Source organism: Ruegeria sp. AL1 (assembly GCF_056540905.1).
In genome coordinates this window covers 119,961-134,683 of sequence record NZ_JBQFXP010000005.1, presented here as the reverse complement: position 1 = coordinate 134,683, position 14,723 = coordinate 119,961, and the positions used below count along the sequence as shown (strand labels likewise).

The window sequence follows — 14,723 nt, the reverse complement described above, 5'->3', positions numbered from 1 at the left end:
AGGAGGCAGTATGCGTTTAACGTGTCCGAATTGCGGTGCCCAATACGAAGTCCCGAACGATGTGATTCCCGCAGGCGGGCGTGACGTGCAATGTTCGAATTGCGAACAAACGTGGTTTCAGGCCAAGGATGCCGAAGCCGTGTTTGAACCGCCTCAACCCGCAGCTGTCGAGCCCCCGCCCCCTGAGCCAGCTGCCGAGACGCCCACACCTGCGCCTGCAGACGAGACGGCGGATAAAGGCAATGTCGATCCGGCCGTTGCCAGCATCCTCAAGGAAGAAGCCGCACGCGAAGCAGATCTGAGGGCAAAGGAAGGCGGCAGTCTGGAAAGCCAACCGGATCTGGCGCTTGACCCGCCAGTTGAACCCAAGGTCGCACCCAAAAGACCCAAAACGAGCGAAACAGCCGCTGATACAGAGCGGCAAGAAGAGCTGCCTGACGTAAATGCGATAAATTCGGGATTGCGCAGCAATGTTGTCGAAGCCGAAGCACCGGTTCAGGCTCCGCGCAAATCCGGCGGCTTTATGCGTGGTTTCGTCCTGATGGTGATTATCGGGGCGGTGTTGTTTCTGGTTTATAGCAACGCGACCCAGATCAGCGAGGCCGTGCCGCAAGCGGAACCTGCGCTGCAATCCTATATCTCACTGGTTGATCAGGCGCGGGTCTGGCTCGAAGCGCAGACCGGCGGCACATCAAACTAACGCCCGGGCTTACCGGATCAGAACCGCTCCAGCAGCCGCTTGAGGTATTCCAGCTCGATCTGAGGGCGATCGGATTCGCCCGTACGGCGGCGGATTTCATCAAGCAACTCGCGGGCCCGACGATACACGTCCTCGCCCTGCAGCAGGTCTTCATCGGTCGAGATCGACCCACCGGAACCGGGATTACGGCCAAGCGGGTCGCGACTATTGGCCTGCATATCGCCTTCCTGCGTGCCCTGGCCGGGTTGGTTCTGCTGATTCTGAGCCATTGCTTCGCCCAATGACCGCATGCCTTCGCGCAGCGCTTCCATGGCTTCGGACTGCCGGTCAATCGCTTCGGCAAGATCATCGCCACGCAAGGCCCCTTCGGCTTCTTCCATTGCACGCCCGGCCCGGTCCAGCGCCTCGCGCGCCGCATCACCCTCGGGTGATCCCGCGCCGGGCAGGTTCTGTTGCTGGCGGCCCAGCTCGTCCCGCAACGCCTGTTGGCGATCCGCCAGAGAGCCTTGGCCCTGCTGACCCTCACCCGCTTGATCCGAACCTTGACCACGACCGCCCTGACCTTCGTGGCTTTCACCACGGCCCTGCCCGCCATTGCGACCTTCGTTGCCCTGGTTTTCACCGGTTTGGGCACCGGGATTGAACTGTTCCTGCAGATCGCGGAAAGCCTGATCGCTGAGGCCTTGCTGTTCGCGCAACGTCTCGGCCAGACCTTCCATGGCCTGCTGGCCTTCGGACTGGCCACCCTGACCCTGCCCTTGCGTGACGCGCATGTTCTCCATCATCTGTTGGAACTCTTCCAGCGCCTGCTGCGCCTCGGCCATACGACCCTGTTCCATCAGTTCCTGAATGCGGTCCATCATGCGTTGCAGATCATCCTGCGTCATCTGCAAGGTTTCGCCATTCTGACCCTGCTGATTTTCACCGCCTTCACCATTCTCCTGCGCCAGACGCTGAAGCTGTCGCATATAATCTTGCGTAGCCTCGCGCAGTTCCTGCATCAGTTCGGCAATTTCCTCGTCACTCGCACCGTTCTGCATCGCCTCGGTCAAACGTTCCTGAGCGCGGCGCATCCGCTCCAACGCATCAGCCAGCGTGCCATCCTCGATCAGAACCGCCAGTTCCCATAGCGATTGCGCGATCTCTTCCTGTTGCTTGGCTTTAAGCCCGTATTCCGTGAAGGTCTCCAACCGCCGCAGAGTCACCCGCAAACGCAGATATGCTGTGTCCGAGCGGAAAAACCCTTCGGGCAGGTGTGATACCGCGCGCAACAATTGCGCCACGCGCTTTGCATTGTCGCGAGACCAGAGCAAATCACGACGTTGTTCGATGATCGCGGCCGCCAGCGGGTCAAAGAACCTGCGCGCCGGCAGGGCTGTCAGATAGGGCTCCGAAAACCCTTCCTGATCTGCGGCATCTGTCGCACTGAGGGTGATTTTGACCGGCAAATGCGCCCAGGGGTGCTGCGAGAAATCTTCGATGAAATCTTCGGTGAAATCCGCCCGATCCCCGGTGATCGGCATCGGCAATTCCACCGAGATGATCTCTCGCGGTTCGGGATCGACCGTCAGACCATAGCGACGTTCAACAGACGCCAGATCCAGCTCGATCACAGCAGTGCCGGATACCACGCCATAGTCATCGCTGGCCGCATAGGGCAGTTTCATCTGCCCACTCGCCTCGGCCTCGGCAACGTCGGCCACGCCAATCACCGGCGCAGTGTCCGCAATGGTGTTTAAGGCCCATTCCCGACCCGAGGGACCCTCGATCTTCAAAGTGCCAGAGCGCGTGACCACAAAATCCTGTTCGATCTCAGTAGAGGCCTCTGTGCCCAGCGGTGTGGTGGTTTCGGTCAGGCTGTGGGCGCCCACCTCGCCGTAGAACCGCAAAGTGATGCGGCTGCCTTGCGGGATGGACAAGGCCGGATCAGACTGATCTGCCAGGTAAAGCGTTGGCAATCCGGTGTATCTGGGCGGTTCGACCCATCCTTCCCAACTGGGTCCCTGCCCCGCCACAGCCGCGCCCGGCGCCATGTCGGCCACAGAGCCAATGCGCCAGAACGAGCCGAACAGCGCCGCAACCACCAGCGCCAGAAGCGCCGCGTAGCGCAAGGCATAGGGATCGCGGGACGCGAGCCTGAGGTCAGGTTTGACAGCCGGGGCCTGCGCCACACGCTGCGCCATCCGGCTTTGATGCGCCTGCCACAAGGCAACCGAATCCGAATCCATCGCCCCGATGGCCTGTTCGTCCATCACCGCCTGAATCGGACGTCCGGGCAGGGTCTCATCCAGCCGCACCAGCGCTTCGGTGCGGGTCGGCAGATGGAATCGCCTGATCCCCAAAACCAGTGTCGCGATCAGCGTCACAGCGGCAACAGCCGCTGCAATCCAGACAGTTTCGACCCGGACAAGATCCTGCAATCCCAGCATCAAGGCGGCCAAAACCGCCATAAAAACCGAAAAGAACGGCCAAAACGCGCGCATAACCTGCTCGGCCAGCATCCCGGCATGGGTCAGCCACAGGGACCGTTTTGGTATCGGCAGCGTCTGGTTGTCGCGCAAGGCGGGCCTCCTGATCCGGCCCGATGCGCCTATCGCGTCAGAGCCACCCCGGTATGGTATCGCGGTTTATGATTTCGTCAAAGCTTGGCCGTTCACGAATTACGGCAAATTGATCCCCGTTCACCAGAACTTCGGGGATCAGGGGACGGGTGTTATATTCGCTGGACATCACCGCACCGTAGGCTCCGGCGCTGCGAAACGCGATCAGATCGCCCGATTTCAACGGCGGCATGTTGCGCTGTTTGGCAAATGTGTCACCGGATTCGCAGACCGGACCGACAATGTCATAGGGCCGCTGTTCAACCCCTGCAGCGGGTTCTCGCACCGCGACGATATCATGGTGCGCCTCATACATCGCTGGACGGATCAGATCATTCATCGCGCCATCAAGGATCAGGAAATCGCGTCCTTCGCCGGATTTGACATAGATGACCTTGCTGATCATCAGCCCGGCATTCCCGGCGATCAAACGGCCGGGCTCGATTTCGATCTCACACCCCAGATGACCCAGTGTTTTCTTGATCATCGCACCGTATTCGACCGGCAAGGGCGGCGCATCATTCGACCGCGTATACGGAATGCCAAGACCGCCGCCCAGATCGAGACGGCGAATGTTGTGGCCCTCGGCGCGCAGGCGCTCTGTCAGGTCGGCGACCTTGTGATAGGCCAGTTCGAACGGTTCCAGCTCGGTCAGCTGCGAGCCGATATGCACGTCGATCCCGATCACTTCTAAACCCGGCAGGCTGGCGGCCAGCGCATAGACCTCGGAGGCGCGCGAGATCGGAATGCCGAATTTGTTCTCGGACTTGCCGGTGGCGATCTTGGCGTGGGTCTTGGCGTCCACATCCGGGTTCACCCGCACGGTGATCGGCGCAACCTTGCCCAATTCCAGCGCAACCGCGTTGATCACCTGCATCTCGGGCTCGGATTCGACGTTGAACTGGCGGATGCCGCCGATCAAAGCGGTGCGAATCTCGTCCGCCGTCTTGCCGACGCCCGAGAACACGATCTTGTCGCCGGGCACACCGACAGCCTTGGCGCGCAGGTATTCCCCGCCCGAGACCACATCCATCCCCGCGCCCGCCTGCGCCAGCGTCTTCAGGATCGCCTGATTGCTGGCCGCCTTCATCGCGTAACAGACAAGGTGATCGGTACCCTCAAGCGCGTCATCGAACAGCTTGAAATGCCGCAGGAGGGTCGCCGTCGAATAGACATAGAACGGGGTCCCGACCGCAGCAGCGATTTCGGAAATGGGGACATCCTCGGCGAAAAGCGCGCCGTCGCGGTAGAGAAAGTGATCCATGACAGCGCGCTTAGACCAAAAACGCCCCTTGGATCAATGGATTCGCAACGACCAGCAGTTATCTGGTTGTCGATACCCCCACACGCGCTGAACCCGACAGCGTGATGGCCGTCCCACCGGTTGACGTCGAAGGCTCGGAAGGCGGCTCATAGGACGGGTCGCAGGCGGCAAGGCAGGCAATGAACAGGATCGAGCCGAAGGTTCGCATGCAGGGGGTCGATTTCCACAAGGTGGCCAAAGGCAAACGGTGACAGGGAGCGGGGTCAGATGCCCAGATACACACCCAGACCGCCCCGACGCAGCCCCACACCGCCACCAACATAGGTGCCGCTGCTGCCGACGCCGACACTGGCGCTCATCGTGGGCTGAATGGGTTCGCCATCCGCGCCACATCCGGCCAAAACCGCCCCGGATAAGATCAATAACGCCACGCGCAGTAACTGCATCACACCAGCGCCTTCCATCGCTTGACTTGGGCCCGCACCTGATCCGGTGCCGTACCGCCGTAGGATTGGCGCGAGTTTACCGAGTTTTCGACCGTTAGGACAGAATAGACATCATTCGTGATGTCGGCATGGACGGATTGCATATCCTCCAGCGTCAGATCGGGCAGGTCACAGCCCTTGGATTCGGCCATCGCCACCAGCGATCCGGTGACATGGTGCGCATCACGGAATGGCAGGCCCAGCACCCGCACCAGCCAGTCAGCCAGATCGGTCGCGGTTGAGAAACCCGACCCGGCAGCAGCCGCAAGGCTTTCGCGGTTGGCGGTCATGTCCTTGACCATGCCCTCCATCGCCGCCAGCGCCAACATCCAGTTGTCGGCGGCGTCAAAGACCTGTTCCTTGTCTTCCTGCATGTCCTTGGAATAGGCCAGCGGCAGGCCCTTCATCACCATCATCAGCGCGGTATTCGCCCCGTAAATGCGGCCCACCTTGGCCCGGATCAGTTCCGCCGCGTCGGGGTTTTTCTTTTGCGGCATGATCGACGAGCCGGTCGAAAAGCGATCTGACAGCGTCACAAAGCGGAACTGGGCCGAGGACCAGATCACCAGTTCCTCGGCAAAGCGCGACAGGTGGACGGCGCAGATCGAGGCGGTCGACAGGAACTCCAGCGCGAAGTCGCGGTCGCTGACGGCGTCCAGCGAGTTGGCGGCGGGGCGGTCAAAGCCCAGTGCCTCAGCGGTCATTGCGCGGTCAATGGGGAAGGACGTGCCTGCCAGCGCAGCGGCCCCGAGGGGAGATTCGTTCATCCGGGCGCGCGCGTCGCGAACACGGGACAGATCGCGGCCAAACATCTCGACATAGGCCATCATGTGATGACCCCAAGTCACCGGCTGCGCGGTTTGCAAGTGAGTAAAGCCGGGCATGACCCAATCGGCCCCGGCCTCGGCCTGTGCCAGCAGCGCACGGATCAGGGCCAACAGGCCGGTTTCCGCTGCATCGAACTGATCGCGCACCCACAGTTTGAAGTCAGTCGCCACCTGATCGTTGCGCGAACGCCCTGTATGCAAACGGCCTGCGGGCTCTCCGATCACCTCTTTCAGGCGCGCCTCGACATTCATGTGAATGTCTTCCAGCGCAGTCGAGAACTGAAAATCTCCGCTCTGGATTTCTGACAAGACTGTGAGCAGCCCTTCCCGAATGGCCTCAGCATCACTATCAGTAATAACGCCTGTGGCCGCTAACATGGCGGCATGGGCCCGAGAGCCTGCGATGTCCTGGGCTGCCATCCGCTGATCGAACCCGATCGAGGCGTTGATCGCCTCCATGATCGCGTCTGGACCAGCGGCAAAGCGGCCGCCCCACATCTGGTTCGAGGATTGATCGGTCATGTTGCAAAACCCGGAGTTACTATGCGCCTATTTCGTCTGATCCCCCTTTATATGGCCCTTGCGCTGGGTGCAAACGCGGCTTTGGCCGCGGATGTTGAAACTCTGAAGCCCCTGCGCGAGGGCACCCTGAAACGCCTGATCCTGCACAAGGAACCCAAGGCCGCCAAGACGATCGAGTTCCAGCTCGAAGACGAAGGCGGTGTTGGTACGCTTGAAGATTATCGTGGCAAATATGTTCTGGTAAACTTCTGGGCCACGTGGTGTGCGCCTTGCCGCAAGGAAATGCCGCAGATTGCCGAGCTGCAGGAAGAGTTCGGTGGCGACAAGTTTCAGGTTCTGACCTTGGCCACGGGTCGCAACTCCCCGGCCGGGATCAAGAAATTTTTTGAAGAAAACGGGATCGAGAACCTGCCGCGTCATCAGGATGCCAGTTCGGCCGCAGCGCGGGAATTTGGCGTCATTGCGCTGCCGATTACGGTAATTCTGGACACAGAAGGTCAGGAAATCGCCCGCCTGATCGGCGATGCCGAGTGGAACTCGGACAGCGCGAAATCGATTGTAAGCGCTTTGGTGGGCGGCGAAAGTTAACAAGTCATCAAGAATCCAGAGAATCATGTTACCCTCCGGCCGTTGTTTAACTGGAGGGTAACTATGAAAACGTTTTTCACCGTAATTGCAGCGACTTGTTTGGTTTTGTGTTCTGCTGAAATTGCTCAGGCAAAGGATATAAAGAAAGAGAACCAATTCATCGAAGCTGTTGGGGACAAAAAGTTGGTCTCGGGGGACACTTGGGTGATTGTTTCGTCCGACGGTAAGATTTCCGGCGTGGGTCGGGACGACGCTAAAATTGTAGGTGCGTGGGCTTGGAATAAAAGGTTCTGGTGCCGAAACGTCGTCGTCAACGGCAACCAACTCCCACAAGATTGCCAAAAGGTGTCAGTCGACGGCAATCAAGTAACGTTCGCCCGCAACAAAGGCAAAGGCGACGCTATCGTCTATACGATTTCCGAATAAACTTCCTGAAATCATAAAATTACAGTCGAAAGTGCGCGGCAGAATTGTTGTGGAACTTACGCCACGCCACCTTTGACAGCCCTCTCCACTCTTTGCACTGTGCGGTGGGGAGGGCAACATGCCGCTGGAAATACTCTTGGTGCTGGTGATCGGTGGTATTGCCGGGATCACACTGTTGCTGCATCTGACGGGCAAGTCCCAGCTGCATGTTCTGACGCGTGACACGGCGCCGATGCAGTGGCTGCGCCATTTCCCCGATGACACCGTGATCGACGTGACCGTTGCCCATGACGGCCACGCGGCCATTGTGCAAACCGAAAATGGAGCCGGTCTGCTTTGGTCCTTTGGCGCCGACACCGTGGCCCGACATCTGTTGGATTTTGACTGGCTTGAAACCGCCAAAGGCTTTGAGGTCCAATTCCACGATTTCAGCACCCCGCGGGCTCTCATTCACCTCGACGAGACCGAGCGCCAGCATTGGCAACACCTGATGGACCCGCAATGACTGACCAGATTACCTTTCCCGACGCGGTGCAATGGGCCGTGCCCTTTTTCATCGCCGCCATTCTGGCCGAGTTCCTGTGGATTGCCGTAAAGGGCAGGGGCGGGCGATATGAAACGCGCGATGCGGTGACCTCGTTAATCATGGGCGCGGGCAATATCGCATCCGGGTTTCTGCTGGGGTTCATTGCTTATGCGTTCTTTATGTGGCTGTGGCAGATCACGCCGCTGAATCTGGGTACCTCGATCCCGATCATTATCCTGTGCTTCGTGCTGGACGACCTGCGCTATTACTGGGTGCATCGGTTCGGGCACCGTATCCGCTGGGTCTGGGCCAGCCATGTGAACCACCACAGCTCGCAACACTACAACCTGACCACAGCGCTGCGGCAGACCTGGACCTATACGTTCACCTTCATGATGGTCGTGCGCGCGCCGCTGATCCTGCTGGGGTTCCATCCGGCGATGGTGCTGTTTGTCGGCGGGTTGAACCTGATCTATCAGTTCTGGATTCACACCGAGGCCATCCACAAAATGCCCCGCTGGTTCGAGGCGGTGATGAACACCCCCAGCCACCATCGCGCCCATCACGGGCGCAATGCGCGGTATCTGGATTGCAACTATGCGGGCGTGTTCATCATCTGGGACAAGATGTTCGGCACCTTTGTACCTGAACAAGAGGATGACCGCGTCGATTATGGGCTGGTACATAATATAGGCACCTTCAACCCGCTGCGTGTGGCTTTCCACGAATGGGTCGGCATCTGGCGCGACGCAACACAACCGGGGCTGTCGCTGCGACAGCGGCTGGCCTATTGCTTCGCGCCGCCGGGTTATAGCCACGATGGCAGCCGAGACAATTCAGAGCAGATCAAGGCAAAACACCTGGCCCGCCACCCCGAGGATCGAGGAACGCCCGGTTTCGAGCATTTCGACACCAAATCGTTCAAATCGCAGGCAAAGCAGGCGTGAGACGGACCTTCCCTATGGCCAATGGTTGAAACTTGGTCGGCGCTGCCCATATCCGATGGCATTGAAAGCCCGTCGCCGGAGGCAAAATTGTCACGAGTTATTTCTTTTTCCACTGTTTTGGGCCTTTTGGGCCTGTGCCTGTCGACCCTCGCCGCGCTGAGCGGCGCAGCCCCAGGTATGCTGGTTTTTGGTTTTGCCACGATGGTCTTTGGATTCCTGGGGGCTGTGATCGGTGCGGTCGCACGATTGGGACATGTGTTGGAAACGGCCCGGTCATAATCTACCTGTATCCCTGTCGATCTTAACTTCAGATTCATACCTCCCCGCCGATACTCAGCCGGATACGGCGACGAACAAGGGTTTGGCGAAGCCATGGGGAACAAGAAACTGGCTGAATTGCCGGACGGCACAGAAAGTCCGTTGAATGCGGCCGTCACCGCGCGTGACAGCGAGACAGTTCTGATGGCGACCGAGGCGGTGAAACACAAGCAATGTAAATTGGCCTTTCAACCCATTGTTCAGGCCAGGGCTCCGCGTTCCGTGGCGTTTTACGAAGGGTTTATTCGGGTCCTGGACGAAACCGGGCGCGTGATTCCTGCCCGCGATTTCATGCCTCAGGTCGAGAACACGCCGATTGGCCGGGAACTGGATTGCGTTGCCCTTGAAATGGGTCTGCGCACGCTGGCCCACAACCGCGATATCCGACTGTCCATCAATATGTCCGCCCGTTCGATCGGGTACGCACGGTGGTCACGGGTGTTGGAGCGGTTTTTGAAAAAGGATCCCGATGTCGGAGAGCGTTTGATTCTCGAGATATCGGAAAGCTCGGCGATGACGATCCCCGAACTGGTAGTCGATTTCATGGATCGCTTACAACCGCGCGGCATCGCTTTTGCCCTGGATGACTTCGGGGCCAGCAACTTCAGCTTTCGCCATTTCCGCGAGTTTTTGTTCGATGCCGCTAAAATTGACGGACAGTTCGTCCGAGGTATCAGCGCAAATCCCGACAATCAGGCCCTTGTGCGTGCGCTCATCGCCGTCGCGCGTGAGTTTGAAATTCTGGTCACAGCCGAATCGGTCGAAACACAGGCGGACGCGGAATTCCTTGCCGCCAACGGTGTGGATTGCCTGCAAGGTTACCTCTTCGGCGCACCGTCTGTCTCAGCTCCGTGGCGGGCGGAAAAATCCAAGCAAACAGGTAGTTAACAGCGCAGCCACAATCGCAGTTTTGCCTGAGACAAGGTGACCGTTGCTGCACGTGCAGCATTACGTTATGTCATTATCAGCTTTAGCGAGGGATCATGTGGCGTTTATTTCGACAGGGGGCAGCCTCTGAAATATCGTTGCATTGTTTTTCCTTTGGCCCATGACGGTATAGGATTATCTAAATGACCAACGTAGTAATTGCATCCGCAGCACGCACAGGTGTCGGCAGCTTTGGCGGATCATTCGCAAATACACCCGCACACGACCTTGGCACCACCGTACTGGAGGCCGTTGTTGAACGCGCCGGGATCGATAAAGGCGAAGTCAGCGAAACCATTATGGGTCAGGTCCTGACTGCCGCCCAAGGACAAAACCCGGCGCGTCAGGCGCATATCAACGCCGGTCTGCCACAGGAAAGTGCAGCCTGGGGTATCAACCAGGTCTGCGGCTCGGGATTGCGGGCCGTCGCACTGGGCGCGCAGCACATCCAGTTGGGCGATGCTGAAATCGTTGCGGCCGGTGGTCAGGAAAACATGACCCTCTCGCCCCACGCCGCCGCCCTGCGCGCCGGTCAAAAGATGGGCGACATGAAGTATATCGACACGATGATCCGCGACGGTCTGTGGGATGCGTTCAACGGCTATCACATGGGTCAGACCGCTGAAAACGTCGCCGAGAAATGGCAGATCAGCCGCGACATGCAGGATGAATTTGCCGTCGCGTCGCAGAACAAGGCCGAAGCAGCCCAGAACGCGGGCAAATTCGCCGACGAAATCGTGCCTTTCACCATCAAGACCCGCAAGGGCGACATCGTGATGGACAAGGACGAGTACATCCGCCACGGCGCGACCATGGAGGCGATGGCCAAACTGCGCCCCGCCTTCACCAAGGATGGCTCGGTCACCGCTGCCAACGCCTCGGGCCTGAATGACGGCGCGGCAGCAACTCTGCTGATGTCGGCAGAGAATGCTGAAAAGCGCGGCATCGAGCCGCTGGCCCGCATCGCCTCTTATGCAACTGCCGGTCTGGATCCGTCGATCATGGGCGTCGGTCCGATCTATGCCTCGCGCAAGGCGCTGGAGAAAGCGGGCTGGTCGGTTGACGATCTGGATCTGGTTGAGGCCAACGAAGCCTTTGCCGCACAGGCCTGCGCGGTGAACAAAGACATGGGCTGGGATCCGTCGATCGTGAACGTCAATGGCGGCGCGATTGCCATCGGCCACCCGATTGGCGCATCCGGCTGCCGGGTTCTGAACACGCTGCTGTTCGAAATGAAACGCCGCGACGCCAAGAAGGGTCTGGCGACCCTGTGCATCGGCGGCGGCATGGGCGTTGCACTGTGCGTGGAGCGTGACTAAGGCCCCCGAAAACACCATAGCGAAGGGCGCCGCACCGGCGCCCTTTTTTGTTACGAATCTAATATATCTCGCAGATGCGACAATACCTTCAGAAACACAGGTTGAATTGCTCGCGAAATAATATTGCGCAGCACTCTTTCTCAGAGTAACAGCGTTATCAAGACGACGAAAACCAGAGGACATATATTATGGCACGCACAGCACTCGTAACCGGCGGTTCCCGCGGCATCGGCGCAGCAATTTCCAAGGCGCTGAAAGCCGAAGGATACAATGTTGCCGCCACCTATGCAGGCAACGATGAAGCCGCGGCGAAATTCAGCGAAGAGACCGGCATCAAGACCTACAAGTGGAACGTTGCCGATTACGGTGAATCCAAAGCAGGTATCGAAAAGGTCGAAGCCGAGGTTGGCCCCATCGACGTGGTTGTCGCCAATGCGGGCATCACCCGCGACGCGCCGTTCCACAAGATGACCCCGGAACAATGGCAGCAGGTGATCGACACCAACCTGACCGGCGTGTTCAACACCGTCCACCCGATCTGGCCCGGTATGCGCGAGCGAAAGTTCGGCCGTGTGATCGTCATCAGCTCGGTGAACGGTCAGAAAGGTCAGTTCGCGCAGGTCAATTATGCCGCGACCAAGGCGGGCGATCTGGGCATCGTGAAATCGCTGGCGCAGGAAGGCGCACGCGCCGGCATCACCGCCAACGCAGTCTGCCCCGGCTACATCGGAACCGAGATGGTGATGGCCGTTCCGGAAAAAGTACGCGAATCCATCATCGCTCAGATCCCTGCGGGCCGTCTGGGTGAGGCAGAAGAGATCGCGCGCTGCGTGACCTTCCTGGCCTCGGATGATTCTCAGTTCATCAACGGGTCGACCATTTCGGCCAACGGCGCGCAGTTCTTCTCGTAACCTGACGCCCTTTTTTGAACGAAAACGGGCCGGTCCGCGCAGGACCGGCCCTTCTTGTATCCCGTAAGACCGCGCGCGCTGCGGTCAGCGGGAACCGAACAACCACGACCAGATGCGGGCGACGGCCTTGCCGCGTTCCTGATGGGCGCGGTGGATGGCGCTTTGGATGGCGGGGTTGGTCGTCACTTCGATCATGGCGGGACCTCTTTCTATCAAGTTAATCTTGCCTTGGCTTCAACATGACCGTTATCTTCAAAGCGTACAAACGAGAGTTTTCACCGCTTCAGTTCAGAATAACTTAATCGAAATGCCGGACCGTCTGCCCCCTTTGACCGCTTTGCGCGCCTTCGACGCCGCTGCGCGACATATGTCGTTTGCCCGTGCCGCGGATGAGCTGAACGTGACCCCTGCCGCCCTGTCCTTTCAGATCAAATCGCTGGAGGAGCATCTGGGCCACCCCCTGTTCCGCCGCCTCAACCGCGCCGTGGAACTGACCGAGGCCGGGCGCACGCTGGCCCCCGGCACCGCCGACGGGTTTGCCGCGCTGCAGGCCGCGTGGCAGGCGACGCGGCGGCTGCAGGACGAAACCAGCTTGACCGTCACCGCAGGCCCTGCGCTAACCGCGAAATGGCTGGCGCCGCGTCTGTATGAGTTCGCGCGGGCCAATCCAGGGATCGACCTGAAATTCTCGGCCACGTTGCGCAACATGGACCTTGAACGCGATGATGTGGATGTGGCGATCCGGTTCGGCTATGGCCCCGATGAAGGGCTCTATTCCGTGCCCGTCCGCAAGGAGTGGTTGACGCCTGTGATGACGCCGGAACTGGCTGCGCAATTCCCGACGCCTGACTCGCTGCGCGAGGCCCCGCTGATTCATGACGATTCCATCAGTTTTCTGAAACCCCGCTGCGACTGGCCCGCGTGGTTCCGCGCAGTGGGGCTGGAGTTCACCCCGACTCACGGGGCGCATTTTTCCAATGCCGATCACGCGATTGATGCCGCTGTGGCCGGGGTGGGCGTCGTGCTGGGACGCCGCGCGATGATCTTGAAAGACCTGACCGAGGGGCGGCTGGTCGCCCCCTACAAGGTAGCGCTGGAAACCGCTGGGCGGTTCCGGTTCCTATGCTTGCAGGGGGCCGAAAAACGGCCCCAGATCGCAGCGTTCCGCGACTGGTTCATTACCGAGATTGAAAAGACCGCCCATATATCGGATGAGTTCGAGATTATCCCCGTCGAGGAAGTGACCACCGAATGAGCAAAATGAGCGCAACCGCGATCGGCTTTGTCGCCGTGTTGCTCTGGTCGTTGCTGGCCTTGTTCACGGTGGGCTCGGCCCCCACGCCGCCGCTGCTGTTGAATGCGATCTGCTTCACCATCGGGGGTACGTTGGGTCTGATCTGGGCGACTGCTTCGGGAAATCTGGGGCAGTTGCGCCAAATCGCCTGGACGACCTATCTGTTCGGGACAATTGGCCTTTTTGGATATCATGCGCTGTATTTTTCAGCCCTCCGCATGGCCCCTGCAGCCGAGGCCGGGCTGATCGCCTATCTCTGGCCCTTGCTGATCGTCCTGTTTTCCGGGCTGCTGCCCGGAGAACGCCTGAAACTGGGCCATCTGATCGGCGCGTGTCTTGGCTTTACCGGGGCGGCTGTGATCATCACCGGTGGCGGCAGTGCAGGGTTTCAAACGCAGCATCTGCCCGGATACGGGCTGGCGTTGCTGTGTGCACTGACATGGTCAGGCTACTCGGTTCTGTCGCGGCGACTAGGTGATGTACCGACAAGTTCGGTTGCTGTGTTTTGTGTAGCGACGGCCATTGCCTCGTGGACGCTGCATTTCGCCGTGGAAGAAACTGTCTGGCCACAAGGCGCCTTCAGTTGGGCCTCAACCCTTGCTTTGGGGCTGGGGCCAGTCGGGTTGGCCTTTTATGTTTGGGATATCGGGGTCAAACGTGGAGATATCCAAATTTTGGGCACCGCCTCATACGCGGCCCCCTTGCTGTCGACGCTTGTGCTTGTGCTGGCCGGGATCGCCGCCCCGTCCTGGGGTCTGGCGATCGCGGCCCTGTTTGTCACCGGCGGTGCGGTCATCGCGGCCCGCGCCAGCCTGAAGAGTTAGGTCGACAGACGTTCGATCTCTTCTTTCAGCTTCAATTTCTGCTTTTTCAGCTGAGCAATATGGAGATCGTCGATACCGGGCGCGCGCTGAGCTTCTTCGACCTCGATCCCGAGGTTTTCATGCTTTTTCTTCAGCTCTGTCAGATGTGCGCTCACGCTCATGGCGATCCTCCTTCTTGGGTTGAGTATTTTACCTGAGAATTTGAGCACATCGTTTCAACCCTGTCACGCCGCAGACGCACAAAA

General features: G+C 59.4%; 16 protein-coding genes. 11 read left to right on the top strand and 5 right to left on the bottom strand.

Going from position 1 to position 14,723, the window contains the following annotated elements:
* Positions 1–10 precede the first annotated feature (10 nt).
* Positions 11–700: a zinc-ribbon domain-containing protein gene (locus tag ACRZ9X_RS09810; protein ID WP_480518264.1), complete on the top strand. Its 690-nt coding sequence runs from the start codon at positions 11–13 to the stop codon at positions 698–700.
* A 17-nt stretch (positions 701–717) separates the two neighbouring features.
* On the opposite strand, the gene ACRZ9X_RS09805 is transcribed toward ACRZ9X_RS09810, so the two are convergent.
* The 4 genes from ACRZ9X_RS09805 to argH form a co-directional block, all read right to left on the bottom strand.
* Positions 718–3,261, bottom strand: coding sequence for a TIGR02302 family protein (locus ACRZ9X_RS09805; RefSeq protein WP_480518262.1), 2,544 nt, complete (start codon positions 3,259–3,261; stop codon positions 718–720).
* A gap of 37 nt (positions 3,262–3,298) precedes the next feature.
* Positions 3,299–4,564, bottom strand: coding sequence for a diaminopimelate decarboxylase (lysA, locus tag ACRZ9X_RS09800; RefSeq protein WP_480518260.1), 1,266 nt, complete (start codon positions 4,562–4,564; stop codon positions 3,299–3,301).
* Positions 4,565–4,827: 263 nt separating this feature from the next.
* The gene (locus ACRZ9X_RS09795) at positions 4,828–5,010 is read right to left on the bottom strand and encodes an argininosuccinate lyase (RefSeq protein ID WP_480518258.1); all 183 of its coding nucleotides are present in this window, start codon (positions 5,008–5,010) and stop codon (positions 4,828–4,830) included.
* Positions 5,010–6,398 (bottom strand): argininosuccinate lyase, encoded by a 1,389-nt coding sequence (argH, locus tag ACRZ9X_RS09790; RefSeq protein ID WP_480518256.1) that lies wholly within the window; start codon positions 6,396–6,398, stop codon positions 5,010–5,012. The genes ACRZ9X_RS09795 and argH overlap by 1 nt, the downstream gene beginning before the upstream one ends.
* Before the next feature lie 21 nt (positions 6,399–6,419).
* Here argH and ACRZ9X_RS09785 point away from each other — a divergent pair, with 21 nt between their 5' ends.
* The 10 genes from ACRZ9X_RS09785 (at position 6,420) to yddG (ending at position 14,478) form a co-directional block, all read left to right on the top strand.
* The gene (locus ACRZ9X_RS09785; RefSeq protein WP_480518254.1) at positions 6,420–6,986 is read left to right on the top strand and encodes a TlpA disulfide reductase family protein; all 567 of its coding nucleotides are present in this window, start codon (positions 6,420–6,422) and stop codon (positions 6,984–6,986) included.
* Positions 6,987–7,049: 63 nt separating this feature from the next.
* Positions 7,050–7,412, top strand: coding sequence for a hypothetical protein (locus ACRZ9X_RS09780; RefSeq protein ID WP_480518252.1), 363 nt, complete (start codon positions 7,050–7,052; stop codon positions 7,410–7,412).
* Positions 7,413–7,530: 118 nt separating this feature from the next.
* Positions 7,531–7,917 (top strand): hypothetical protein, encoded by a 387-nt coding sequence (locus ACRZ9X_RS09775; protein WP_480518250.1) that lies wholly within the window; start codon positions 7,531–7,533, stop codon positions 7,915–7,917.
* Positions 7,914–8,885 carry a sterol desaturase family protein gene (locus ACRZ9X_RS09770; RefSeq protein ID WP_480518248.1) on the top strand — a complete coding sequence of 324 codons (972 nt, stop codon included), beginning with the start codon at positions 7,914–7,916 and terminating at the stop codon, positions 8,883–8,885. The genes ACRZ9X_RS09775 and ACRZ9X_RS09770 overlap by 4 nt, the downstream gene beginning before the upstream one ends.
* 87 nt (positions 8,886–8,972) lie before the next feature.
* A complete protein-coding gene (locus ACRZ9X_RS09765; protein ID WP_480518246.1) occupies positions 8,973–9,164 on the top strand; it encodes a hypothetical protein in 192 nt (63 codons plus the stop codon).
* A gap of 93 nt (positions 9,165–9,257) precedes the next feature.
* Positions 9,258–10,091, top strand: a complete 834-nt coding sequence (locus ACRZ9X_RS09760) for an EAL domain-containing protein (protein WP_480518244.1) — start codon at positions 9,258–9,260, stop codon at positions 10,089–10,091.
* Between the two features lie 182 nt (positions 10,092–10,273).
* Positions 10,274–11,449, top strand: a complete 1,176-nt coding sequence (locus ACRZ9X_RS09755; protein WP_480518242.1) for an acetyl-CoA C-acetyltransferase — start codon at positions 10,274–10,276, stop codon at positions 11,447–11,449.
* A gap of 188 nt (positions 11,450–11,637) precedes the next feature.
* A complete protein-coding gene (gene phbB, locus ACRZ9X_RS09750; protein WP_480518240.1) occupies positions 11,638–12,360 on the top strand; it encodes an acetoacetyl-CoA reductase in 723 nt (240 codons plus the stop codon).
* A gap of 307 nt (positions 12,361–12,667) precedes the next feature.
* A complete protein-coding gene (locus ACRZ9X_RS09745; RefSeq protein ID WP_480518238.1) occupies positions 12,668–13,615 on the top strand; it encodes a transcriptional regulator GcvA in 948 nt (315 codons plus the stop codon).
* A complete protein-coding gene (yddG, locus tag ACRZ9X_RS09740; RefSeq protein WP_480518236.1) occupies positions 13,612–14,478 on the top strand; it encodes an aromatic amino acid exporter YddG in 867 nt (288 codons plus the stop codon). The genes ACRZ9X_RS09745 and yddG overlap by 4 nt, the downstream gene beginning before the upstream one ends.
* Here yddG and ACRZ9X_RS09735 read toward each other — a convergent pair.
* The gene (locus ACRZ9X_RS09735; protein ID WP_480518234.1) at positions 14,475–14,639 is read right to left on the bottom strand and encodes a YdcH family protein; all 165 of its coding nucleotides are present in this window, start codon (positions 14,637–14,639) and stop codon (positions 14,475–14,477) included. The genes yddG and ACRZ9X_RS09735 overlap by 4 nt on opposite strands.
* Positions 14,640–14,723: the final 84 nt, after the last annotated feature.

Bases quoted from the DNA above. Each gene is read 5' to 3' on its own strand.
- yddG (WP_480518236.1), top strand. From the start codon at position 13,612: ATGAGCAAAATGAGCGCAACCGCGATCGGCTTTGTCGCCGTGTTGCTC.
- ACRZ9X_RS09735 (WP_480518234.1), bottom strand. From the start codon at position 14,639: ATGAGCGTGAGCGCACATCTGACAGAGCTGAAGAAAAAGCATGAAAAC.
- ACRZ9X_RS09760 (WP_480518244.1), top strand. From the start codon at position 9,258: ATGGGGAACAAGAAACTGGCTGAATTGCCGGACGGCACAGAAAGTCCG.
- ACRZ9X_RS09780 (WP_480518252.1), top strand. From the start codon at position 7,050: ATGAAAACGTTTTTCACCGTAATTGCAGCGACTTGTTTGGTTTTGTGT.
- ACRZ9X_RS09775 (WP_480518250.1), top strand. From the start codon at position 7,531: ATGCCGCTGGAAATACTCTTGGTGCTGGTGATCGGTGGTATTGCCGGG.
- ACRZ9X_RS09810 (WP_480518264.1), top strand. From the start codon at position 11: ATGCGTTTAACGTGTCCGAATTGCGGTGCCCAATACGAAGTCCCGAAC.
- ACRZ9X_RS09795 (WP_480518258.1), bottom strand. From the start codon at position 5,010: ATGCAGTTACTGCGCGTGGCGTTATTGATCTTATCCGGGGCGGTTTTG.
- argH (WP_480518256.1), bottom strand. From the start codon at position 6,398: ATGACCGATCAATCCTCGAACCAGATGTGGGGCGGCCGCTTTGCCGCT.
- ACRZ9X_RS09745 (WP_480518238.1), top strand. From the start codon at position 12,668: ATGCCGGACCGTCTGCCCCCTTTGACCGCTTTGCGCGCCTTCGACGCC.
- ACRZ9X_RS09770 (WP_480518248.1), top strand. From the start codon at position 7,914: ATGACTGACCAGATTACCTTTCCCGACGCGGTGCAATGGGCCGTGCCC.
- ACRZ9X_RS09755 (WP_480518242.1), top strand. From the start codon at position 10,274: ATGACCAACGTAGTAATTGCATCCGCAGCACGCACAGGTGTCGGCAGC.
- ACRZ9X_RS09785 (WP_480518254.1), top strand. From the start codon at position 6,420: ATGCGCCTATTTCGTCTGATCCCCCTTTATATGGCCCTTGCGCTGGGT.
- phbB (WP_480518240.1), top strand. From the start codon at position 11,638: ATGGCACGCACAGCACTCGTAACCGGCGGTTCCCGCGGCATCGGCGCA.
- lysA (WP_480518260.1), bottom strand. From the start codon at position 4,564: ATGGATCACTTTCTCTACCGCGACGGCGCGCTTTTCGCCGAGGATGTC.